A 22,058-nucleotide genomic window follows, 5' to 3' on the forward strand; every position below is an offset into this window, starting at 1 on the left:
GGCGCACGTGAAGCTGCGTGCAATGGGGTGCAACGGCAGGCTATCACCACGTTTTACAAATACTTTGCATCTCCCCGGATACAATCCCTGCTCTTGCCGCCCGGAGAACCCGACCATGATGCATTGGATGCGATGGCCTGCCGACCCGCTCCGCGCCCGCCTGCCGGTGCCGCGCATCCGCGGCGCATGAAGTATCGCGTGCTGCGCCCGCGCCGGGGCTCGCTATCCGGGAGCCTGGCGGTGCGTTCACATTTGCCGTGGCCGCTGCGCGTGCTGGGCGCCGCCGCGGTGCTCGTCGTCGTGCTTGTGGTGGTGGTGGTCGCCGCGCGTTGGGCATACGACGCTGGCCGGCGGCTGGCTGGTGCGCCGGATATGACGGCGGAGAACAAGGCGCTGCGCGAGCAGGCGGCGGTGATGACGGCTCAGCACGAGCGCTTGCAGGCGGTGGCAAACACCGCCGAGGCGCAGTTGCAGATGGCACGCAGCGCCCAGGAGGCGCTGGCCGGGCAACTGAAGACGGCGGAAGGCGAGGTCGCTCAACTCAAGGAAGACCTGGCATTTTTTGAGGGCCTGCTCCCGGCCAGCGGCAATACGTCCGGGATCCATGTGCGGAGTTTTCGCGTGGGTCTTGATGAAGCCGACCCGCTGAAGATGCACTATCGATTGCTGATAATGCAGGGTGGATCCAAGGCTTTTTCATCCTTGCCGGAGTTCCGCGGTGAGTTACAGTTGGTCGTTTCGCTGATGCGGGATGGCAAGCCGGTCACATTGAGCCTGCCGGAAAATGGCACCGGCTCGCTGCCCGGCCTGCGGGTCACGCACTACCAGCGGATCGAAAGCGCCTTCGCGCTGCCTGCCGGCGCCACGGTACGGGCGGTCACGGTACGAATTTTGCAAAACGGTCAGTTGCGCGCGACCCAGACGGCCATGCCGTGAGGGTGCGCTGGGCCAGCAACGAAAAAAGGGACCTATGTTGTTTTCCAAGAAGAAAGGCCTGTCGATCGATACCCTGATCGGCCAGCACAGCGTGATCCAGGGCGACCTGACGTTTTCGGGCGGCCTGCGCCTGGATGGCCGGGTACGCGGCAACGTGACGGCGGCCGCTGACCAGGCGAGCATGCTGGTCATCAGCGAAAAAGGCGTGGTCGAGGGCGAAGTCCGGGTCGGGCACCTGATTCTCAACGGCACGGTCACCGGGCCAGTGCACGCGACGGAGCTGCTGGAGTTGCAACCGCACGCCCGCGTGCAGGGCGAGGTGCACTACGCCGCGCTGGAAATGCACCAGGGTGCATTGGTGGAGGGCCGCCTCGTGCCGCTCGGCAATGCGCAGCCCAAGGCGCTGCCCAACCTGGTTCTGGCATCCGGCGCGCAGGAATCCGCCTGATACGGCACCCGTGGCCAGGTTGCGCCAACAGAACCCCTTGAATTCACGGGGTTTCGGCACGATCTTCCCGGAGCGCTTAAAATACAGGCGTATCTACATAGGAGAACCCCATGAACGCAGTCGCAGAGGCACCCGTTACCGAGGACATGCCGGCCCCGTTCGTCTTTACCGACAGCGCTGCCGACAAGGTCAAGCAGTTGATCGAGGAAGAGGGCAATGCCGATCTGAAACTGCGCGTGTTCGTGCAGGGCGGCGGCTGTTCCGGCTTCCAGTATGGCTTCACCTTCGACGAAGAGGTGAACGAGGACGACACCACGCTGGACAAGAATGGCGTCACGCTGTTGATCGATTCGATGAGCTACCAGTATCTGGTGGGCGCCGAGATCGATTACAAGGAAGACATCAACGGCGCGCAATTCGTGATCAAGAACCCCAACGCAAGCACCACCTGCGGTTGCGGCTCTTCGTTCTCGGTATAAGGCTCGCAGGGGCGCCGCGGCTTCCGACAGGTTCTCGCGGCATAAAAAAAGCGCACTTAGGTGCGCTTTTTTTTATGCGTCCCGGCGCCAGACCACCGGGAACCAGTCCTCGCGCATCCGCTCGCCGTTGGCCAGGCCGATTCCGGGGAAGGGCGGCGAGGTGCGGCCAGGCCGCTCCAGATAGCGCACATCGTCGCCCAGGAAGCGTGCCGAGAAGGCGCGGCGGCGCCCCGTCCCGGTATTGCCCGCGGCACCATGTACCGTGCGGAAGTCGAACACCACGGCATCGCCGGGCTCCAGCTCCGGTATCAGGATTGCGTGGCTGCCGTCGTCCACGTCCGGCATCTCCATGAACTGGTCGCTGCCCGCATAGAAATTCTCATTGCTGGCCCAGCGCTTGGGCCTGACCAGTTTGGGCCAGCGGTGCGAGCCCAGCACCACGCGCAAGGTATTGGCGGTGGTGACCGGGTCCAGCGGGATCCAGTAGCTCGCGGTCTGCAGGCCATCCACGCAGTAGTAGGGCAGGTCCTGGTGCCACGGTGTGGGCTTTGCCGTGCCTGGTTCCTTGACCAGGATGTGCTCATGGAACACCTGGACGGCCTCGGCCTGCATGATGTGGCCGGCGATGGCTGCGGCCGGTGAGCGCCGGATGAAGTCGGCGAACGGCTGGATGCGCTCCCAGTTGCAGTAATCCTCGAAAAAGCGGCCACGCTCGCCGCTGCCGACGTTCTCGATGGCAAAAGGGCCCGGCTTCGCGAGATTCTGCTCGAATCCTTCGCGCAGCGGCGTCACCCAATCGGTGAAGGCGCCGCGCAATACCAGGGCGCCGTCGCGCTGGTAGGTGTCGATTTCGGCTGCGGTGATGTGCATGAGGGTCCCGTGGATGGCTGGCTTGGGACGAGTATCGGGGCAGGGCGCCAATAGGAAAAGAATATATTTCCTATGCTGTAGTATAGGAAATCATGATTGGATTCTCCTTCCGCCAGCTCGAGTACTTTGTCGCGGCCGCCGAGCACGGCAGCATCAGCGCGGCTGCCCGTGCGCGCCACGTATCGCAGCCTTCCGTGTCGCAGGCCGTGGCGCAGCTCGAGCAAACGCTGGGCGAGATCCTGTTTCGCCGCCAGGTCAGCCGCGGGCTGGAGCTGACGCCGGCTGGCCAGCGCTTGCTGGGCCGCGCCCGCGACATCCTGGCGCTGGCCGCAGGCCTTGCAACCGATGGCGTGGACCAGGCACAGGCACGCGGCCTTAGCGGGCAGCTGTCGCTGACGTGCTTCCAGGATCTTGGCGCCTATTACGTACCGCGGCTGCTGGCCGGCTTCCGGCGGCTGCATCCGCATGTTGCCGTGACGCTGTTCGAGGCCGACCTGGCCACGGTGCATCGCACGCTCGCTGCCGGCAAGGCGGAGCTGGCGTTGACCTACGATCTCGGCTTCGACCAGCGCATTGCACGCTGGGTACTTGCCCGGCTTGCCCCCTACGCGCTGCTGCACGCCGGCCATGCGCTGGCCGTCCAGCCAAGCGTGAGCCTGCAAGACCTGGCCGGCGAACGGTTGATCCTGGAGGATATTGCGCAAACACGTGAGTACTTCCTCTCGCTGTTCTGGGCGCACGGCTTGCGCCCGCAGCTGCACCAGTACACCCAGACCTTCGAGATGCAGCGCGGCCTGGTGGCGCACGGCTATGGCGTGGCGCTCTCGTGCACGCGTCCGGCAGGCGACCACAGTTATGACGGGCAGCCCATCGTTTGCTTGCCGCTGAGCGAGGCCGTGACGCCGCAGCGCGTGGTGCTGGCGCGTTCGCCGGCCATGCGGCCGTCGCCCGTCGCGCAAGCATTTATCCAGTGGGTTTGCGAGGCAGGCCACGCCGAGCCGGCGTGAGGGTGGCGAGGTGTCGCTATCGAGGGTAGAGCGCGCCCAGGACACGCGGGCCGGCCGCGCCGGTGACGGTGGGCACATTGCCCGGTGCTCCGCGCAGCATCTGCCGCGCCAGCCAGGCAAAAGCGATGCCCTCCACCTGCGATACGGGAACGCCCAGTTCGTCCGAGCTTTGCACCGCCACGGCGGGCAGCGCCTGCACCAGCAACGCCATCACCAGGTGGTTGCGGGCGCCGCCGCCGCACACGATCAGCCGCGCCGCGTCGGGCGCGTGCTGGCTGACATCGCGGGCGATGGCCCCGGCGGTCAGCGCGGCCAGCGTGGCCTGCACGTCGGCGGGGTCGAGTGCCGTGCCATGCTGGGAAAGATGATTTTCCAGCCAGGCGGGATGGAACAGGTCGCGGCCCGTGCTCTTGGGCGGGGCCACGCTGAAATAAGGCTCGGCCAGCAGGCGCGCCAGCAGCGCCTGGTCGACCTTGCCGCTGGCGCCCCAGGCGCCGTCGGCATCGTAGGCCAGGCCGTGATGCCGGTCGATCCAGTAGTCGAGCAGCACGTTGCCCGGGCCGCAGTCGAAGCCGGTGACCGGCCGCGCCGCGCTGCCTTCGCTGGCGGCGGGCAGCACGCTGATATTGGAGATCCCGCCGATATTGCAGGCCACCCGTGTCTGGGCGGCGTCGCCGAACAGCGCCTGGTGCACCGCCGGCACCAAGGGCGCTCCCTGGCCGCCGGCCGCCACGTCGCGGCTGCGGAAATCCGCCACCACGTCAATGCCCGTCAACTCGGCCAGCAGCGCGGGTTGCTGGCTCTGGCGGGTATAGCCGATGCCGTCGTACAAGCCGGGCCGATGGCGAACGGTCTGGCCGTGCGCGCCGATTGCCGCGATGGCGTCCGGCGCCAGCCCGGCATCGCGCAGCAGGGCCGCCACGCAAGCCGCATAGACGCGCGCCAGCCCATTGGCGGCCAGCGCCTCGCGGTGGATTTCATCGTCGCCGGGCTGCTGCAGCGCGCTGAACGCGTCGCGCAGCTCGGCCGGGAAGGGCTGGAAGGCTGCAGCCAGCACCGTGGGCCGTGGCCCCGAGAAATCGACCAGCACGCCGTCCGCGCCGTCCATGCTGGTGCCGGACATGATGCCGATAAAGCAATCTGGGGGCGAAATTGGCATGCTGGGCGCGCGGGCTCGATGGATCAATTGCTGGCCGAAGCCACGTTGTAGGTACGCAGCGCGTTGATGCGGCTAAGCATCTCGCTGGTATAGCTCAGGAACTGCTGGCGCGCCGGGCCGGACAGCGCGGGCGTGTCGAGCGCGGCGATGGCCAGCGGGTTCAGCGGCACATCGTTGACGCGGAACTCGTAGTGCAGGTGCGGCCCAGTGGCCCAGCCGGTCTGGCCAACGTAGCCAATGACCTCGCCTTGCGACACATGCTGCCCGCGCTTCATCGTGGCAAAGCCGGACAGGTGCGCGTAGTAGGTGGAGTAGCCGCTATGGTGCTTGAGGATGACGATGTTACCGTAGCCGTTCTGCTGGCCGACAAACTCGACTTCGCCGTCGCCGGTGGCCATCACCTTGGTGCCCGTAGGTGCGGCAAAGTCCACGCCCTTGTGCTGTGCCCAGTGGTGGTGCAGCGGATGGTCGCGTCCGCCGAAGCCCGACGAAACGCGCGAGAACTCCACCGGCGAGCGCAGGAACGGCCGCTTCATGCTGCGCCCGTCAAAGGTGTAGTACGCGCCCTGCTTGCTGCCTTCCGGTGCGTACCAGAGCGCCTGGTGCAACTGGTTGTGGTTGATCAGCTCGACCGCCATTACGCGCCCGTTGCGCACGAACGCACCGTCGCGAAAGCCCGCTTCGTAGACGATGCGGAAGCGGTCTCCACTGGTGATGTCATGGTGGAAATCGATCACGCCGGAGAAGATCGAGAGCATTTGCTGGACGATCTCGTCGGGCACATTGGCCGCGTCCATGGCCTTGAAGAAGCCACCCGAGGCAATGGCGCCGGACAGCATCTCGTAGTGCAGTTCGTTCTTCACCGACTGCACGCGGGCCTTGTAGACCGGATCGGCAGGGTCGCCCGCGCGTTCGATCACCAGTTCGCGGGAGGCGTTTGCGTCACCGCCGAGGTTGGCTTGCAGCGACACCAGCAGGTTGTTCTCGTCGACCTCGGCCTGCACCGTCTGGCCGGGATTGAGGTCGAACAGGCCGCGCGCGGTGGTGTTGCGCCGGATAAAGGCCTGCGCATCGGGGTCGTCCACGCCCAGCCGCTTGAGCAGGCTGGCAATGGTGTCGCCGCGCTGCATGCGCTCTTCGCGCACAAAGGTAGCGTCGGTTTCGGTAAGCTGTTCGAGTTGCGTGCGTAGATCGGGCAGGCGTATCGCCTCCCGGACACGCGGAGCCTGGGGGTCGTCGAAGGCACTACGGGGGGCCACGCCCATGGCAGCTGCCATGCCCAGCGTGAACACCGTACCCACCGCCGCTGTCAACTGCTTGCGCCGACGGGCGTGCAGGGCATTGGTAGGATCGACCAGAACCACCAGCTCCCGCGCGAAAACTTCGCGGAGTCTGGACCACATCACGTAAAATTCACTCTTTGTTTCGGGCTGCGTTGCCGCGACGATTTTTTTGCTTCGTCTGCCTTCCTCCCCGGAGGTGCGGCGCCTGCCATATTGGTTTGCCGCCTAGAATGGCGGTTGGCCCACGGGAACATTCCCGTTTGCACAAGAAGCGCGGATTATACCAAAGCCGGCCGCAAGCCGTTTTGTGCCGCCATCTGAATTCTCATGTTTTTCAAAGACTTACGTCATGACTGAAGTTTCCTCCGGCGCTGCCACTACCTACCCCCTCACGCCCACCGTGATGCACGCCCTGGAGGTGTCCAAGCGCGGTTGCGACGAACTGCTGGTCGAATCCGAATGGCTGGCCAAGCTCGCGCGCAGCGAGGCCACCGGCGTGCCGCTGCGCATCAAGCTGGGGCTGGACCCGACCGCGCCCGATATCCATATCGGCCACACGGTGGTGCTCAACAAGATGCGTCAGTTGCAAGACCTGGGCCACCAGGTCATCTTCCTGATCGGCGATTTCACCTCCACCATCGGCGATCCGTCCGGGCGCAACGCCACCCGTCCTCCGCTCACGCGCGAGCAGATCGAGGCCAACGCCCAGACCTACTACAGCCAGGCCAGCCTCGTGCTCGATCCGGCCAAGACCGAGATCCGCTACAACAGCGAGTGGTGCGATCCGCTGGGCGCGCGCGGCATGATCCAGCTGGCGGCCAAGTACACCGTGGCGCGGATGATGGAGCGCGACGACTTCACCAAACGCTACCGCACTGGGATTCCGATTTCGGTGCATGAGTTCCTTTACCCGCTCATGCAGGGCTACGACTCCGTCGCGCTCAAGGCCGACCTGGAACTGGGCGGCACCGACCAGAAGTTCAACCTGCTGGTGGGCCGGGAGCTGCAGAAGGAATACGGCCAGGAGCAGCAGTGCATCCTGACCATGCCGCTGCTGGTGGGCCTGGATGGCGTGGAGAAGATGTCCAAGTCCAAGGGCAACTACATTGGCGTGACCGAAGCCCCGAGCGAGATGTTCGGCAAGCTGATGAGCATCTCGGATGACTTGATGTGGAAGTACTACGAGCTGCTGTCGTTCCGCCCCATGAGCGAGATCGACCTGATGAAGCAGGAGATCTCGCTGGGCCGTAATCCGCGCGACTGCAAGGTGATGCTCGGCCAGGAGATCGTCACGCGCTTCCACAGCGCAGCCGACGCCGACCGCGCGCTTGAGGATTTCAACCACCGCGCGCGTGGCGGCGTGCCCGACGAGATCCCCGAGGTCAGCCTTTCCGGCGCACCGCTGGGCATCGGCCAGTTGCTCAAGCAGGCCAACCTGGTGCCGTCCACGTCGGAAGCCAACCGCAATATCGAGCAGGGTGGCGTCAAGATCGACGGCACCGTCGTCAGCGACAAAGGACTGAAGATCGAGGCCGGCAGCTACGTCGTGCAGGTGGGCAAGCGCCGCTTCGCACGCGTGACGCTGGCTTGAGGCCGGGCAGGAACGGCTCATGATCGCGTTGATCCAGCGGGTCGCCCAGGCCCGCGTCACTGTCGATGGCCGCACCACCGGCGAGATCGGCGCCGGGCTGCTGGCGCTGGTCTGCGCCGAGCGCGGCGACACCGAAGCGCAGGCCGAACGCCTGCTCGCCAAGCTGCTGGCCTACCGTGTGTTCTCCGATGAGGCCGGCAAGATGAACCTGCCCGTGCAGGACATCGATGGCCGCGGCACGCGCGGTGGCCTGCTGGTGGTGTCGCAGTTCACGCTGGCCGCCGATACCAACAGTGGCACGCGGCCCAGTTTCACTCCGGCCGCGGCGCCCGCCGATGGCGAACGCCTGTACAACCATTTCGTGGCGCGTGCGCGCGCCGCGCACGGCGAGGTGCAGACCGGCGAGTTCGGCGCCATGATGCAGGTCAGCCTGGTCAACGACGGTCCGGTCACCTTCTGGCTGCGCGTGCCGCCGGCCGCGCCGTCCACCCACTCCCAGCTAGCCCAGGCAGGCCGTTGATGCGACAACGGCCTGCCGCAGTTCAGCTACCGACGCCGCTCGTCACCGCCGGGACCGGCCCTGGCTTGATCCCGCATGCCGCGCAGTGCGCGGCGCAACCCAGCAAGGAGAGAAACATGAAGCTCTGGAGCAAGGCATTCAGCGACAACGGGCCGATTCCCATCGAGTTCGCTTTCGGTGCGATCGACCCAGCCACCCACGTGACGCTGTCGAGCAACCGCAATCCCGACCTGCACTGGGACGAGGCCCCGGCCGAAACGCGTTCCTTCGTGCTGATCTGCCACGATCCGGACGTGCCCAGCCGTGGCGACGACGTCAACCAGGAAGGCCGCGAAGTGCCTGCATCGCTGCCGCGCGTGGACTTCTTTCACTGGGTGCTGGTGGATATTCCGATGGGGTTGCGCACCATCTCCGCGGGCACCCACAGCGATGGCGTGATCGCGCGCGGCAAGCCGGGCCCCGAGGCCACCGGCGGCACGGCCGCGGCAGGCGGGCTGCGCCACGGCCTGAACGACTACACCGGCTGGTTCGCCGGCGACCCGGACATGAAGGGCGATTACTACGGTTACGACGGCCCTTGCCCGCCTTGGAACGACAGCCTGGTGCACCACTACGTGTTCACCGTCTACGCGCTCGACCTGGACCGCTTGCCGCTAGAGGGCACCTTCACCGGCGCCATGGTGCGCGAGGCCATCCAGGGCCACGTGCTGGCGCAGGCGGCCTGCACCGGTACCTATACCCTCAATCCGAAACTTGCCGGCCAGCCGGCGAAGTAAGCACGGGCCGCGCGGCGCGCAAGCGCTGCGCGCCAGGGGCGCCGCGACAGCACAGCGTAGCGCCGCCTAAATCGCCTCAAGGAAACGGCATGTCGCAATTGCCCGGGCCGCATTCGCTGGCCTTCACTCACCTGATCCTGATCCGCCACGGCGAGACCGCATGGAACCGCGAGCGGCGCCTGCAAGGCCAGCTCGACATCCCGCTCAACGCCACCGGCGTGGCGCAGGCGGATGCCCTGGCCCAGGCGCTGGCGGTCGAGCCGATCGATGCGGTCTACGCCAGCGACCTGTCGCGCGCGATGCGGACGGCGGCGCCGCTGGCCGAGGCGCTCGGCCTGGCGGTGCGGCCCGATCCCCGCTTGCGCGAGCGCTGCTACGGCTCGCTCGAAGGCATGACGTACGCGGAAGTGGCCGAGCAGCTGCCCGAGGATTTCGCCAGGTGGCAAGCGCGCGTTCCCGACTACGCGCCCGATGGCGGCGAGTCCTTGCTGGCGTTTCATGAGCGCGCGGTGCAAGCCGCGCTGGCGCTCGGGCGCCGCCATCCCGGCGAGCGCATCGCCCTGGTGGCGCACGGCGGCGTGCTGGACTGCCTGTACCGCGAAGCCAACGACATGACGCTGGAGGCGCCGCGCCGGCACGAGCTGCTCAATGCCAGCATCAACCGGCTGCGCTGTGACAGCGTGCGGCTCACGGTCATGCAGTGGGCGGACGTGGGCCACCTGGAAGCGCTTACCCTCGACGAAGTCGACCGCAGGGTGCCCTGAGCCGCGCTGGGCGCGCCGGGCGCGTCTTACACCCGCAGGCGGAAGGGCGTGAAATCGGTATTGCGGTCGTAGTAGTCTTCGCGCTCGGCACGCTTGAGGAAGTTCACCACCTTGTAGGTGACCGGCGTCATCACCACTTCCCATGTGGTCTTGAGGATGTACTGGGCAATGGCGACCTGGATCACTTTCTCCAGCGGCCAGATGCCGTGGAAGGCGATCACGTAGAACAGCGAGGAATCAACCAACTCGCCGGCCAGCGTGGAGCCAATGGTGCGGGACCATAGCCAGCGGCCGTTGGTCCACAGCTTCATCTTGGCCAGCACATAGCTGTTGGTGAAGCTGCCGCAGCAGAACGCGATCAGCGAGCCCAGCGCGATGCGCCAGGTATTGCCGAAGACGTCTTCCAGGCTCTTTTGGTAATCGCTCATGAAGGGCGCCACCGGCATCTTCAGCACCACCAGGCTCATGAAGGTGGCGAACGCCAGCGCCGCGAATCCGGCCCAGACCACGCGGCGATCGCGCCCGTAGCCGTAGACCTCGGTCAGCACGTCCCCAAAAATGTACGAAATCGGGAAGAACAGCACGCCCGCGCCGAAGGTCACCGGGCCGATCACCGGCAGCGTGACCTGGGCCGCCTTGGCCGCGCCGATCAGGTTGGAGCACAGCAGGACCGTGACGAAAGCCACCATCACGAGATCGTAGTAACGATAGACGCGCCCGCTGTGGGCGGACGTGGCGCTTGACATGGTCATCGGGGTGTTCCAGGGGCGATTTTTTGGCGATTATGCCAGCCGCGCCGCCACCTTGCCCCGCCACACTGTAGACGAGCGCGCGCCTGGCCGGGTCGCCCCGGGCCAGGGCTGCCCGCGCGGGTTGCGGCTACATGTTCAGCTTGCTGATCTTTGAACCGTCGAGCGACACATCGAACATCAGCCCGGCATTGGTCTGCACAAAGCCGATCACCGGCTGCTGGCCGGTGATCGTATCGAGTTTGCCGTTGGCACCGATCTTGGCGAGCGCCACGCCGGCATCCGCACCGACCGTCCAGCCGCTGCTGTTGACGAATTTATCGTAGGCACCGGGGGTCATGAACATCAGCACCACCGACTTGGACTGGCCGCCCGCGGTTGCGCCGACCGAGGCCGAGGTGGTGCGGTAATAGCTCACCGCGGCGCCCTTGGAGCGCAACACGCCCTCGCCGTACTCGCCGCCGACCACCAGCCCCGCCGACAGCACTCGCGGGAACACGAGGATGCCCTGGGCGCGTGAGGCCAGCTCGCGCGAGCTGTCGACCGTGGTGAACAGCCGGTTGAGCGCGCCGTCGGCACCCGCGTCGATCTCCTTCCTCTTGGCCGCCGCGTCGGTTGGCACATAGGCGCCGGTGGTGGTGCAGCCAGCCGCGAACGCGGTGGACACGACCAGGCCTGAGCCCGCCAGCCGGGTGACAAAGTGGCGTCGATTCATGTGCTCTCTCCTGTCTGGGATCCGTTAGCCGGCCGTCGGGCATTTGCCGTCAGTTGTCGCCTTGCCTTGGCGGTCGGGGCAAAGTCATTGTGGACAAGGAGGGAGCAGCCAGCAATGCACGACAAAAGAATTGTCTGCGGGCCTCGAAACTACTTAATGCGCGTTTCGATGCCGCTCAGGCCGGGGCCGAATCGCTCTCGCCGGGCGCAGCCAGCCCGAAGTGCCGGTAGGCGGCGGCCGTGGCCATGCGGCCCCGCGGCGTGCGCTGCAGGTAGCCCTGCTGGATCAGGAAGGGCTCGAGCACGTCCTCGATGGTGTCGCGCTCTTCGCCGATGGCGGCAGCCAGGTTATCCACGCCCACCGGGCCGCCGCTGAACTTGAGCAGGATCGCTTCCAGCAGTTTGCGGTCCATCAGGTCGAAGCCGACCGCGTCCACGTCGAGCATGGCGAGCGCGGCGTCCGCGATGGTGCGAGTGATGTTTCCGTCCCCCTTGACCTCCGCAAAGTCGCGCACGCGGCGCAGCAGCCGGTTGGCGATCCGTGGCGTGCCGCGCGCGCGGCGGGCGATTTCCAGCGCGCCCAGCGGGTCGATGCGGGCACCCAGCAACTGGGCGGAGCGCGTGACGATGCGCGAGAGTTCCTCGGCGGTGTAGAACTCCAGCCGCGCCACGATGCCGAAGCGGTCGCGCAGCGGGTTGGTCAGCATGCCCGCGCGGGTGGTGGCGCCGACCAGCGTGAAGGGTTGCAGGTCCAGTTTGACCGAGCGTGCGGCCGGGCCTTCGCCGATCATGATATCGATCTGGTAGTCCTCGAGTGCCGGGTACAGGATTTCCTCGACGACCGGAGATAGTCGGTGGATTTCGTCGATGAACAGGACGTCGTTGGCTTCCAGGTTGGTCAGAAGCGCCGCCAGGTCGCCCGGGCGCTCCAGCACCGGGCCGGAGGTCTGGCGCAGGTTGACGCCCATCTCGCGGGCGATGATGTGCGCCAGCGTGGTCTTGCCCAGCCCCGGCGGCCCGAACAGCAGTACGTGATCGAGCGCTTCGCGCCGGTTGCGCGCGGCGTGCATGAAGATGTCTAGCTGGCCGCGCACTTTTTCCTGGCCGACGTATTCGTCGAGCAGCTTGGGTCGCAGCGCCCGCTCGAAGGCCTCCTCGTTGGGGGAGACTGCGGTGGGGGCGATCACGCGATCGGCGCCCCGCTCGGTGGCTAGCTTGTCGGTTTCGATCATGTTACGGATGCGGGCAAAGTGGTTGGATTGTAGCCCTTCCGGGCGTGGCGCCGGCCGCGCGAGTCCTGCGCACGCCGCGCAGGCTCAGCGCCGGGAGCGTCCTTGGCCTGCCCGTGATCCGGCCGGGTCAACCTTTGGATAGCGATTTCAGCGCCATCTTGATGCCGTCGGACACGCCGGTGCCTGCGGGCACCGGCTTGATCGCCAACGCCGCCTCTTTCTCCGAGTAGCCGAGCGCAAGCAGCGCGTTGAGGATGTCGACGGCGTTGTCGTGCACCGGCGTGCTGCCGGGCGCTGCCCCAAGCTCGGCGCCCAGCTTGCCCTTGAGTTCGAGCAGCAGGCGCTCGGCGGTCTTCTTGCCGATGCCCGGCACGCGCGTCAGCCGTCCGGCTTCCTGCAGCGTGATGGCCTGCGCCAGCTCGCTGACTGACATGCCGGAGAGCACCGCCAGCGCCATGCGCGCGCCGATGCCGGTGATCTTGATCAGCTCGCGGAAGGTGTTGCGCTCGGTGGCGCTGCCAAAGCCGTACAGCAGGTGCGCGTCCTCGCGCACGATCTGCTGGGTCAGCAGGGTGACGGGATGGCCAACGGCGGGCAGGTTGTAGAAGGTGCTCATCGGCACGTCGATCTCGTAGCCGACGCCGTGGCAATCGACCAGCAGGTGCGGGGGATTTTTCTCGATGAGGGTGCCGGCGATGCGTCCGATCATGGTGTAGTGTCTGCAGCGAATTACGGCGCGCGCGCCGGGATGGGAAGGGAGTGCGGCGGCGGCCAGCGCGGGGGAAGGCCCGCCATCGCGAAGGCCGCCAGTGTAGCCCAGCGTACGGCGTACCGGCGCGGCGGTGCCACATTGGCCATCGACTATCGACTATCGGCCCGGCGTATCCACCGCCTGGCGTCCCAGCGCGGGATCGTCGGTGAAAAAGCCATCGATGCCGGCGGCGAGGAAGGCTTGCACCTCGCGCACCATGCCGCTGGGGCTGCGCGTGGCATCGCCGCCGCCGGTGCGCAGGTTGCGCGGCAGGAAGGTGTTCTCAGGACGGAAGGTATAGGGATGGACCAGCAAGCCTGCCGCATGCGCGTTGCGCACCAGCGCGGTCGGCGTGCCGAGGTTGCCGTTGGCGTCGCGGGGCACCACGCTGGACTTCTCCGGGCCGATGCCGTTGGCGTAGCTGGCTACTTCGCGCAAGCCGATCGGCGTCATCATGTCGGCGTAGGTGCGGGTGTCGCCGGCCAGGCGCCAGTCGGCAGGCCGGTTCTTCGCGCCGCCCATCAATTGGATCAGCTTCACATTGGGCATGCCCTGGGCCAGGCGCTGGTGCATCTCGCGCAAGTTGCCGGTCTCGAAGGACTGCACGAACACCGGCGCGCTGCGCGTGTACGCATGGGCTTGCAGCGTGGCCACCAGCTTCTCCTCCAGCGGCAGGCCGATGCCGCGGAAATAGCTCGGATGCTTGGTTTCCGGGTACAGGCCGATCACGCGCCCGCTGTGTTGCGATGCCTTGGCCACCAGGTCGATGATTTCGTCGAAGGTGGGAATCTCGAACTTGTCGTTGTACTGGGTATTGGCCTTGCGCACCTGCGCGATACGCTCGCGCGCGCGCAGCGTCTTGAGCTCGGCCAGCGTGAAGTCTTCGGTGAACCAGCCATCCAGGCGTTCGCCGTCGATCACCTTGACGCGCTTGCGGCTGGCGAACTGGGGCAGCTCAGCCACGTTGGTCGTGGTGCCGATTTCGTTCTCGTGCCGGGCCACCAGTACGCCGTCGCGCGTCATCACCAGGTCGGGCTCCACCACGTCGGCACCGTCGTCGATGGCGCGTTGGTAGGACGCCAGCGTGTGCTCAGGGCGCAGCGCGCTAGCGCCGCGATGCCCGATCACCAGCGCCTTGGGCACGGCCGGAGCCGGGCCAGGGGCCGGGGCTGCCGGGCCTGTGGCCACGGGCGGCGGCGCCGCGCAGCCGGCGAGAACCGCGGCGGCCAGCGCGGACAACAGCGCCGGCAGGTGAGCGGGGCGGGGCGGATTCAAGGCGCGGAACGTGCGAGGCGAGCGGAGCATGCGGCATCCTTTGACGAGCGATTGCTCGATTGTAAGAGACCTGAAGGTGCAAGCGGCTGCTTGGCCGCCTGGGCTCGCTCAGCCGATCAGGCGCCCACGCCGCACCCGCATGCCCTTGCGCGCCAGGTCCGGGGCCAGGCCGGTCAGGGCGGTGAGCGTGTTGCTGCCATTGGCATGGCAGATTGCCATGCCCAGGGCATCCGCCGCGTCGGAACTGGGGCGTCCCGTCAGGCTCAACAGGCGCATCACCATTTCCTGCACCTGCTCCTTGTTGGCGCGGCCGTAGCCGACCACCGCCACCTTCAGCTGAAGTGCCGTGTACTCGAACACCGGCAGGCCATGCGTGACCAGCCCGCAGATCGCCGCGCCGCGGGCCTGGCCCAGCAGTAGCGTGGATTGTGGGTTGACGTTGACGAACACCTTCTCGATTGCGGCGCAATCGGGCGCGTAGGTGCGGGTGACTTCGCTGATGCCGTCGAAGAGGGTTTTCAGCCTTGCCGGCAGGCCGCTGTCGCCGTCGCTCTTGATGGTGCCGGAGGCGATGTAGGTTAGCTTGTTGCCGTGCTTTTCCAGCACGCCGAAGCCGGTGGTACGCAGGCCGGGGTCGATGCCGAGGATACGCATGGGGGTTGGGCTCGGCTTTTAATGGGTGATGGGGGGATTGTAACGTTGGGAGGGTAGGGGCTACTGCTACTTTGACTGTAACGGCCTGAAGTCAAAAGCAACTGCAACTGCAACTGCAACTGCAACTGCAGTTTCACCACCCCTGCGGGGCGGCGACCTACTTTTTTGTCTTGCCAAAAAAGTAGGCAAAAAAGGCGCGCCGGATGGGGCGACACCCCCTCGGGATTCGGCGAAAAGAGCGGCCGGGACCCAAACTCGCATCGCCTTGAGGCGATACTCAGACATGGGTCCCTCTTTTCCGCTCTTTTCGCCGAATCCCGAGGCGCCCCATACGGCCTTGGCACACCTCCACGGCTCGCTTCGCATCGCGTTGGGGTGTGGCCCGCCCTTCGGGCGCTTCACACGGCTACATCAATCGGTTGATCTTGCCGCTGGTTGGCTCCCCTCTCCCGCTTGCGGGAGAGGGGCCGGGGGAGAGGGCGGGCGCTTGCGATGCCGCGATGCGTTCAAGTGCCCAGCCCGGACCTCAATGGCGGAAGTGACGGACGCCCGTCAACACCATTGCGATATTGCGCTCGTCGGCGGCGGCGATCACTTCGTCGTCGCGCATCGAGCCACCCGGCTGGATGACGCAGGTGGCGCCTGCGTCCACCACGACGTCCAGGCCGTCGCGGAACGGGAAGAAGGCGTCCGATGCCACGGCCGAGCCCGCCAGCGTGAGGCCGGCGTTCTGCGCCTTGATGCTGGCGATGCGGGCCGAGTCAACGCGGCTCATCTGGCCGGCGCCGACACCTAGCGTCATGCCGCCGCCACAGAACACGATGGCGTTCGACTTGACGAACTTGGCCACGCGCCAGGCGAACATCAGGTCGTCCATTTCCTTGGGCGTGGGCTGGCGCTTGGTCACAACGCGCAGTTCGTCCCGCTGGACGTTCCTGGCGTCGGGGCCTTGCACCAGCAGGCCGCCGCCGACGCGCTTGAAGTCATACGGGTTGAGGCCGTTGCCCAGCGGAATTTCCAGCAGGCGCACGTTTTGCTTGGCAGCAAACACGGCGCGCGCGCCGGCGCTGAACGACGGGGCGATCAGCACCTCGACGAACTGCTTGGCCACGGCTTGGGCGGCGGCTTCGTCCAGCTCGACGTTGAAGGCGATGATGCCGCCGAAGGCCGAGGTCGAGTCGGTCTTGAGGGCTTTTTCGTAGGCTTCCAGCGCGTTGGCGCCGACTGCCACGCCGCACGGGTTGGCGTGCTTGATGATCACGCAGGCCGCGCCGGTGGCAGCGCCGAAGGTCTTGACGCATTCCCATGCCGCATCGGCGTCGGCGATGTTGTTGTACGACAGTTCCTTGCCTTGCAACTGTGTGTAGTTGGCCAGCGCGCCGTCGGAGGCTTTCAGGTCGCGGTAGAAGGCGGCCGACTGGTGCGGATTCTCGCCATAGCGCATTTCCTGCACCTTCTCGAAGGCCAGGTTCAGCGTCTGCGGGTAGGCGCTGCGGGTCTGGTGCGCCTTGTCCGCGCCGAGGCTGGTCAGGTAGTTGGTGATGGCGCCGTCGTACTGCGCGGTGTGGGCGAACACCTTGGTGGCCAGGCGGAAGTTGGTGTCGTAGCCGACGCTGTTGGCGTTGGCGCGCATTTCTTCCAGCACCGGCGCGTAGTCGGCCGGGTCCACGATGACGGTGACGTCGCGGTGGTTCTTGGCGGCCGAGCGCAGCATGGTGGGGCCGCCGATGTCGATGTTCTCGATGGCGTCCGGCAGGGAGCAGTCATCCTTGGCCACGGTTTGCTGGAACGGGTACAGGTTCACGACCAGCAGGTCGATGGTGGGGATGTTGTGCTCGGCGAGCGCTGCCATGTGCTCGGGCAGGTCGCGGCGGGCCAGGATGCCGCCGTGCACCTTCGGGTGCAGGGTCTTGACGCGGCCATCGAGCATTTCGGGGAAACCGGTGTAGTCGGCCACCTCCGTGACGGGCAGGCCGGCATCGGCCAGCAGCTTGGCGGTGCCGCCGGTGGAGAGCAGCGCGACGCCGAGCGAGTTGAGCTCGCGGGCAAATTCGACGATGCCGGTCTTGTCGGATACGGAGAGGAGGGCTTGCTTGATCATGGCTATGGGGAGACGCTTCAAAGTAAACCGTGCTGCTGCAACTTCTTGCGCAGCGTATTGCGATTGATGCCCAGGTAGGCGGCCGCGAGCGACTGGTTGCGCTCGGCGCGCGCCATCACTGCTTCCAGCAGCGGCCGTTCCACGGCTTCGAGCACCATGTTGTACATATTCGACGGCTCTTCACCGTCCAGGTCGCGAAAGTAGGCACCCAGGCTGTCCCGGATGCACTGGTCGATAGCGTTGCGGCTCATGCGGCAAGCAACTCCCCGTTATTGTTGTTGTTCGACTTGTTGCGTTTCTCGTCGTCGGCGTCATCCGTGCCGTGCGCGCCGTCTTCCACGTAGACCAGGCGCTCGGACAGCAGCGCCTGCTCATCGAAGAACTCGTTGACCGCGGCAAGCTGGGCCGTGGTGCTGTCCAGCGTGTTCATGCGGTGGCGGAACAGGTTGGCGCCGGCCAGGCCGCGCGTGTACCAGGCAATGTGCTTGCGCGCGGTGCGCACGCCGGTAAACTCGCCGTAGAAGTCGTAGTGGTCTTCCAGGTGCGCGTTCATGATGGCGCGGATCTCGGCCACTTCCGGCGACGGCAGCAGCTCGCCGGTGGCCAGGTAGTGCTCGATCTCGCGGAACAGCCAGGGCCGGCCCTGCGCCGCGCGGCCGATCATGATGGCGTCGGCGCCGGTCACGGCCAGCACATGCTTGGCTTTTTGCGGCGTGGTGACGTCGCCATTGGCGACCACGGGGATGGAGAGCGCCGCCTTGACCGCCGCAATGGTCTCGTACTCGGCTTCGCCCTTGTACAGGTCGGCGCGCGTGCGCCCGTGCACGGTGAGCATGCTGATGCCGGCGTCTTCCACCATGCGCGCGATGCGAAGCGCATTGCGGTTCTGGCGGTCCCAGCCGGTACGGATCTTGAGCGTGACAGGCACGCGCGGATCGACCTCGGCCACGGCGGCGACCACCGCCTGGACGATGCGCAGCACCAGCGGCTCGTTTTGCAGCAGCGCCGAGCCGGCGGCCACATTGCACACCTTCTTGGCCGGGCAGCCCATGTTGATGTCGATGATCTGCGCGCCGCGCTCCACGTTGTGGCGCGCGGCCTGCGCCATCATGGCCGGCTCGGCGCCGGCGATCTGCACCGCGATGGGCTCGACTTCGCCCGTGTGGTTGGCGCGCCGCATGGTCTTTTCGCTCTTCCACAGCTGTGCGTTGGAGGCGACCATTTCGGACACCGCATAGCCCGCCCCCAGCCGTTTGCACAGCTGGCGGAATGGCCGGTCCGTCACACCGGCCATGGGCGCGACGAACAGGTTGTTGCGGAGTTGGTGCGGTCCGATTTGCACGATAGCGACTGTGTAGCGACTGTAGCGACTGACGAGGGGCCGCAAGGCGGCCCCGCAACTAGGCAAAAATGAAAATGGCATGCCCTGCCGAAACAGTGCTCGGCGTCATTCAGTGGACATGTGCGAGGGCAGGATTTTACCGCCAAACGACCCGGGTTGCTCAAGATTTGAGCAAATATTGCACCGGGCCGGATTGCAAACCATGTTGACAACTGGGCCGCCGCCGGCCCTTGGCAGCCTTTAGCGGCGCATGCCGTACATCATCTGGCGCGCCAGCGTGTCCTTGAGCGGTCCCAGGCAAGCGAGCGCCGCCAGGGACGCCCCACGCGCGTGGGCAGCGAGCGGGTAGGAAACGCCAAACACCCGCGGCAGCAGGTCAGTCACGCCAATGGTGACGGCCCGATCCAGCTTTTGCTGCGCCGCAAACGCCTGCAAGGCCTGTGGGCTGCAGTCGGCGCGCAGCGCGAGCGCCAGGGCAAAGGCGTCGCGCAGGCCGAGGTTGAGTCCTTGGCCTGCTACCGGATGTAGCGTCTGCGCCGCATTGCCGACCGCCACCACGCGGCCCTCCACGGTGACGGGCGCCGCGTTCAGCCCAAGCGGGAAGGCATGGCGCTTGCCAATGCCGGTGAAGCGGCCCATGCGCGGGCCGAAGGCTTGCTCCAGTTCAGCAAGGAACTCCCCGTCGGGCAGCGCGAGCCGGCGCGCCGCTTGTTCCGGCGGGCAGCACCAGACCAGGGCGTAGCCGGGCGTGCCGTGTTCTTCATGCGGCAGCAGCGCCAGCGGCCCTTCCTCGGTAAAGCGCTCCCAGGCCCAGCCGGGCTGCGGACGCGAGCAGCCCACGTGGGCCACGATGGCGGTCTGCCCATAGTCGCGCCGGTATTTTTGCCCCTGCACGCCACGCTCCGCGCGGGTGGATTGCTGGTGGAACAGGCCGCCTTCGGCCTGCACCACCAGGCGCGCGCCGAAGGCGGCGGGCTGCTGGTCATGCCCATGGCCGCAGAGGCGCACCAGGCTGGCTGCGGCCGTATCGGGACCCGACTGCTCCAGATGATCGATGCGCGTCTCGTAGACCCGTTCCAGGCGTTCGCCAACTGGGGCGGGGCTGGCCCGGACGGCCTGGGCCAGCGCGCGCTCGAGCGCCTCGCACAGCTCGCCGTAGCGCACCACATAGCCCAGCGCGGGTACGTCGTAGTCGTGGCTGTGCAGCTTGACGTGGCCGAACCGCCCGCGTTGCGACACATGGATATGCTCGATCGGGGTGACAGAGCGAGGCCACGCGCCGATCTGCTCGAGCAGCTGGCGGCTGCCGTACGACAGCGCGATGGCGCGCGGATCGCGGGATGCGCGCGCCGGCGTGGCGGCGTCGATCAAGGTCAGGCGCCATGGGCTCTTGCGCAGCAACAGGCAGGCCAGCGCGAGGCCTACCGGCCCTGCGCCGACAATGGCGATATCCATGTCCGCAGAGGCGTCAGTGCTTGCCGGGCTCATGCGCGCTGCCTGGCTGGGCGACGGGGTTGCTGTCGTTGCCCGCACTGCTCATGGCGCTGGACTGCGCCGGCTGTGCGCCGCGTTTCCAGCAATTGGCGTCAGTGCGGTGCTTGCCCGCCGCCGCGTCGCTCAGGGCGTTGTCCAGCTTCTGCTGGTTGAAGCCGGGAAACGCCTGCAGGCGTTCCACCAGCGCCGCGTGATTGGCCGCGTCGAGCGGTACCACGCAGCCCCGGGGCGTGCCATCGGCCTTGGCGTCTCCCACCAGGATCAGCCAGGCCTTCCCGGCCCATGGCTCGCGGTTCGAGACCCGCACCACCACGCGTTCGATCACGTCCCATTCGAGCTCTTCACGCTGGCCATCGGGGCGATGCACGACCAGGCGGTCGTCATAGAGGTTGATCACGAACGGTTGCGCGGGATCAACCGCGCGCGCGCGGCTGGTCTGCGTGCGCTCGCCGCTCGGAAGTATCTTGCGTAGCCAACCGATCATCGCGCACCTCCCGCGTCGCGCATCAGCGCCTCGATGTCGTCCGCCTTGACCGGAACGCCGCGCGTCATCAGTTCGCAGCCGCCCCCGGTGACAACCGCATCGTCTTCGATGCGGATGCCGATATGCCAGAAGCGCTCCGGCACTTCCGGTGCCGGGCGCACGTAGATGCCGGGCTCCACCGTCAGCACCATGCCGGGCGCGAGCGGACGCCAGGCGCGCTCGCCCTCGGCCGGCGCGGCGCCGGGCACGCGGTACTCGCCCACGTCATGCACGTCCATGCCCAGCCAGTGGCCGGTACGGTGCATGTAGAACTGGCGGTAGCTGCCGCTGGCGAGCACTTCGTCCAGGCTACCGCAACGGTTCGCGTCGAGCAGGCCGGTATCAAGCATGCCCTGCGCCAGCACCCGCGTGGCGGCGTCGTGCGGCACGTTGTAGGGCACGCCGGGGCGGGTCTCGGCGATGGCGGCTTCCTGCGCGGCCACCACCAGGTCGTACAGCTCGCGCTGGGCTGGCGAGAAGCGGCCGGAGACAGGGAAGGTGCGGGTGATGTCGGACGCGTAGCCATCGAGCTCGCAGCCGGCGTCGATCAGGCACAGGTCGCCGTCGCGCAGCTCGGCGGGGCCGGCGCGGTAGTGCAGCACGCAGGCATTGGGGCCGGTGGCGACGATCGAGTTGTAGGCGACGCTCTGCGCACCGTGGCGGCGGAATTCGTAGAGCAGCTCGGCTTCCAGGTGGTATTCGCGCAGGCCTTCGCGCGAAGCGCGCATGGCGCGCACATGGGCCTGGGCCGAGATCTCGGCGGCGCGGCGCATGGTGGCGATCTCGCCGGCATCCTTGAACAAGCGCATCTCGTCGAGGATGGTGCGGATATCGATCGCCGTCGATGGCGCGGTTACGCCGGCACGGCCTTGCATGCGCACCGTTTCGAGCCAGCGCCGCACCTGCATGTCGGTGCGGGTGTTGGCGGCCAGCGGGTAGGCCACCACAGCGTGGTTGGCCAGCAGCGAGGGCAGCACGGCGTCGATTTCCTCGATCGAATGTGCCTCGTCGAAGCCGAAGGCCGCCTGCGCGCCTTCCGGGCCATAGCGAAAGCCATCCCAGATCTCGCGCTCTTCGTGCTTGGGGCGGCAGAACAGGATGCTGCGCTCGGCGCCACCCGCCAGCGCCACCAGGACCAGCACGGCCTCCGGCTCGGTGAAGCCAGTCAGGTAATAGAAATAGCTGTCGTGGCGATAGGGATAGTCGCTATCGCGGTTGCGCATGGCTTCCGGCGCGGTGGGCAGGATCGCCACGCCGCCGCCGGCGGCGCGCAATTGCTGCAGCACGCGGGCGCGCCGGTCGCGACAGGCGAGAAGGAGGGCGGAGTCGGGTGCGGACATGTGTTGGGCCACGTGGATGGGGAATAGGGCGATTCTAACGCCGCCTGATT

Annotated in this window: 23 protein-coding genes; 8 read left to right on the top strand and 15 right to left on the bottom strand. The window is 66.8% G+C overall.

The features are described 5' to 3' along the window. Nucleotides 1-186 precede the first annotated feature (186 nt). The 3 genes from RR42_RS02635 to erpA all read left to right on the top strand — a co-directional run bounded on the left by RR42_RS02635 (nt 187) and on the right by erpA (nt 1,863). The gene (locus RR42_RS02635; protein ID WP_043343666.1) at nt 187-936 is read left to right on the top strand and encodes a DUF6776 family protein; all 750 of its coding nucleotides are present in this window, start codon (nt 187-189) and stop codon (nt 934-936) included. Between the two features lie 34 nt (nt 937-970). Beyond that, entirely contained in the window at nt 971-1,384 is a 414-nt protein-coding gene (locus tag RR42_RS02640; RefSeq protein ID WP_043343670.1) for a bactofilin family protein, read from the top strand. Nucleotides 1,385-1,494: 110 nt separating this feature from the next. Continuing rightward, the gene (erpA, locus tag RR42_RS02645) at nt 1,495-1,863 is read left to right on the top strand and encodes an iron-sulfur cluster insertion protein ErpA (RefSeq protein WP_017225530.1); all 369 of its coding nucleotides are present in this window, start codon (nt 1,495-1,497) and stop codon (nt 1,861-1,863) included. A 72-nt stretch (nt 1,864-1,935) separates the two neighbouring features. On the opposite strand, the gene RR42_RS02650 is transcribed toward erpA, so the two are convergent. Beyond that, a complete protein-coding gene (locus tag RR42_RS02650) occupies nt 1,936-2,733 on the bottom strand; it encodes a phytanoyl-CoA dioxygenase family protein (RefSeq protein WP_043343676.1) in 798 nt (265 codons plus the stop codon). A 92-nt stretch (nt 2,734-2,825) separates the two neighbouring features. On the opposite strand from RR42_RS02650, the gene RR42_RS02655 reads away from it, so the two are divergent. Continuing rightward, on the top strand, nt 2,826-3,740 hold the full coding sequence (locus RR42_RS02655; protein ID WP_043343679.1) for a LysR family transcriptional regulator: 915 nt from the start codon (nt 2,826-2,828) through the stop codon (nt 3,738-3,740). Between the two features lie 16 nt (nt 3,741-3,756). Here the strand turns inward: RR42_RS02655 and RR42_RS02660 are convergent, their stop codons facing one another. Both RR42_RS02660 and RR42_RS02665 read right to left on the bottom strand, forming a co-directional pair. Next, entirely contained in the window at nt 3,757-4,899 is a 1,143-nt protein-coding gene (locus tag RR42_RS02660) for an anhydro-N-acetylmuramic acid kinase (RefSeq protein ID WP_043343683.1), read from the bottom strand. Nucleotides 4,900-4,922: 23 nt separating this feature from the next. Continuing rightward, nucleotides 4,923-6,302 carry a M23 family metallopeptidase gene (locus RR42_RS02665; protein ID WP_043343687.1) on the bottom strand — a complete coding sequence of 460 codons (1,380 nt, stop codon included), beginning with the start codon at nt 6,300-6,302 and terminating at the stop codon, nt 4,923-4,925. Nucleotides 6,303-6,531: 229 nt separating this feature from the next. Between RR42_RS02665 and tyrS the strand changes: the two genes are divergently transcribed. From tyrS to RR42_RS02685, 4 genes are all read left to right on the top strand, one after another. Further along, nucleotides 6,532-7,773 carry a tyrosine--tRNA ligase gene (tyrS, locus tag RR42_RS02670; RefSeq protein ID WP_043343692.1) on the top strand — a complete coding sequence of 414 codons (1,242 nt, stop codon included), beginning with the start codon at nt 6,532-6,534 and terminating at the stop codon, nt 7,771-7,773. Nucleotides 7,774-7,792: 19 nt separating this feature from the next. Further along, nucleotides 7,793-8,293, top strand: a complete 501-nt coding sequence (gene dtd / locus RR42_RS02675; RefSeq protein WP_043343696.1) for a D-aminoacyl-tRNA deacylase — start codon at nt 7,793-7,795, stop codon at nt 8,291-8,293. Nucleotides 8,294-8,409: 116 nt separating this feature from the next. Further along, on the top strand, nt 8,410-9,069 hold the full coding sequence (locus tag RR42_RS02680) for a YbhB/YbcL family Raf kinase inhibitor-like protein (RefSeq protein ID WP_043343699.1): 660 nt from the start codon (nt 8,410-8,412) through the stop codon (nt 9,067-9,069). Nucleotides 9,070-9,158: 89 nt separating this feature from the next. Next, nucleotides 9,159-9,833 (top strand): histidine phosphatase family protein, encoded by a 675-nt coding sequence (locus RR42_RS02685; RefSeq protein ID WP_043343702.1) that lies wholly within the window; start codon nt 9,159-9,161, stop codon nt 9,831-9,833. Nucleotides 9,834-9,859: 26 nt separating this feature from the next. Here RR42_RS02685 and RR42_RS02690 read toward each other — a convergent pair whose 3' ends face one another. The 12 genes from RR42_RS02690 to RR42_RS02745 form a co-directional block, all read right to left on the bottom strand. Beyond that, the gene (locus RR42_RS02690) at nt 9,860-10,585 is read right to left on the bottom strand and encodes a queuosine precursor transporter (protein ID WP_043343705.1); all 726 of its coding nucleotides are present in this window, start codon (nt 10,583-10,585) and stop codon (nt 9,860-9,862) included. A gap of 127 nt (nt 10,586-10,712) precedes the next feature. Further along, nucleotides 10,713-11,297: a YSC84-related protein gene (locus tag RR42_RS02695; protein ID WP_043343710.1), complete on the bottom strand. Its 585-nt coding sequence runs from the start codon at nt 11,295-11,297 to the stop codon at nt 10,713-10,715. A gap of 175 nt (nt 11,298-11,472) precedes the next feature. Continuing rightward, nucleotides 11,473-12,528, bottom strand: a complete 1,056-nt coding sequence (gene ruvB / locus RR42_RS02700) for a Holliday junction branch migration DNA helicase RuvB (RefSeq protein ID WP_043343714.1) — start codon at nt 12,526-12,528, stop codon at nt 11,473-11,475. Nucleotides 12,529-12,655: 127 nt separating this feature from the next. Next, entirely contained in the window at nt 12,656-13,237 is a 582-nt protein-coding gene (gene ruvA, locus RR42_RS02705) for a Holliday junction branch migration protein RuvA (protein ID WP_006156399.1), read from the bottom strand. A gap of 159 nt (nt 13,238-13,396) precedes the next feature. Then, nucleotides 13,397-14,584: a glycerophosphodiester phosphodiesterase gene (locus tag RR42_RS02710; RefSeq protein WP_173430670.1), complete on the bottom strand. Its 1,188-nt coding sequence runs from the start codon at nt 14,582-14,584 to the stop codon at nt 13,397-13,399. 78 nt (nt 14,585-14,662) lie between these two features. Next, nucleotides 14,663-15,208: a crossover junction endodeoxyribonuclease RuvC gene (gene ruvC, locus RR42_RS02715; protein ID WP_043343718.1), complete on the bottom strand. Its 546-nt coding sequence runs from the start codon at nt 15,206-15,208 to the stop codon at nt 14,663-14,665. A gap of 526 nt (nt 15,209-15,734) precedes the next feature. Further along, complete coding sequence (gene purH, locus RR42_RS02720) at nt 15,735-17,309, bottom strand: bifunctional phosphoribosylaminoimidazolecarboxamide formyltransferase/IMP cyclohydrolase (protein ID WP_043343721.1); 1,575 nt, start codon at nt 17,307-17,309, stop codon at nt 15,735-15,737. 17 nt (nt 17,310-17,326) lie between these two features. Next, nucleotides 17,327-17,560 (bottom strand): Fis family transcriptional regulator, encoded by a 234-nt coding sequence (locus RR42_RS02725; protein ID WP_006156396.1) that lies wholly within the window; start codon nt 17,558-17,560, stop codon nt 17,327-17,329. Further along, on the bottom strand, nt 17,557-18,651 hold the full coding sequence (gene dusB / locus RR42_RS02730) for a tRNA dihydrouridine synthase DusB (RefSeq protein WP_043343725.1): 1,095 nt from the start codon (nt 18,649-18,651) through the stop codon (nt 17,557-17,559). The genes RR42_RS02725 and dusB overlap by 4 nt, the downstream gene beginning before the upstream one ends. A 240-nt stretch (nt 18,652-18,891) precedes the next feature. After that, the gene (locus RR42_RS02735) at nt 18,892-20,139 is read right to left on the bottom strand and encodes a UbiH/UbiF/VisC/COQ6 family ubiquinone biosynthesis hydroxylase (protein WP_043343729.1); all 1,248 of its coding nucleotides are present in this window, start codon (nt 20,137-20,139) and stop codon (nt 18,892-18,894) included. Then, a complete protein-coding gene (locus tag RR42_RS02740) occupies nt 20,120-20,629 on the bottom strand; it encodes a hypothetical protein (protein WP_043343732.1) in 510 nt (169 codons plus the stop codon). The genes RR42_RS02735 and RR42_RS02740 overlap by 20 nt, the downstream gene beginning before the upstream one ends. Continuing rightward, on the bottom strand, nt 20,626-22,008 hold the full coding sequence (locus RR42_RS02745; RefSeq protein ID WP_043343737.1) for an aminopeptidase P N-terminal domain-containing protein: 1,383 nt from the start codon (nt 22,006-22,008) through the stop codon (nt 20,626-20,628). The genes RR42_RS02740 and RR42_RS02745 overlap by 4 nt, the downstream gene beginning before the upstream one ends. Nucleotides 22,009-22,058: the final 50 nt, after the last annotated feature.

This window comes from Cupriavidus basilensis, from assembly GCF_000832305.1.
In the GTDB taxonomy this organism is placed as follows: Bacteria; Pseudomonadota; Gammaproteobacteria; order Burkholderiales; family Burkholderiaceae; genus Cupriavidus; species Cupriavidus basilensis_F.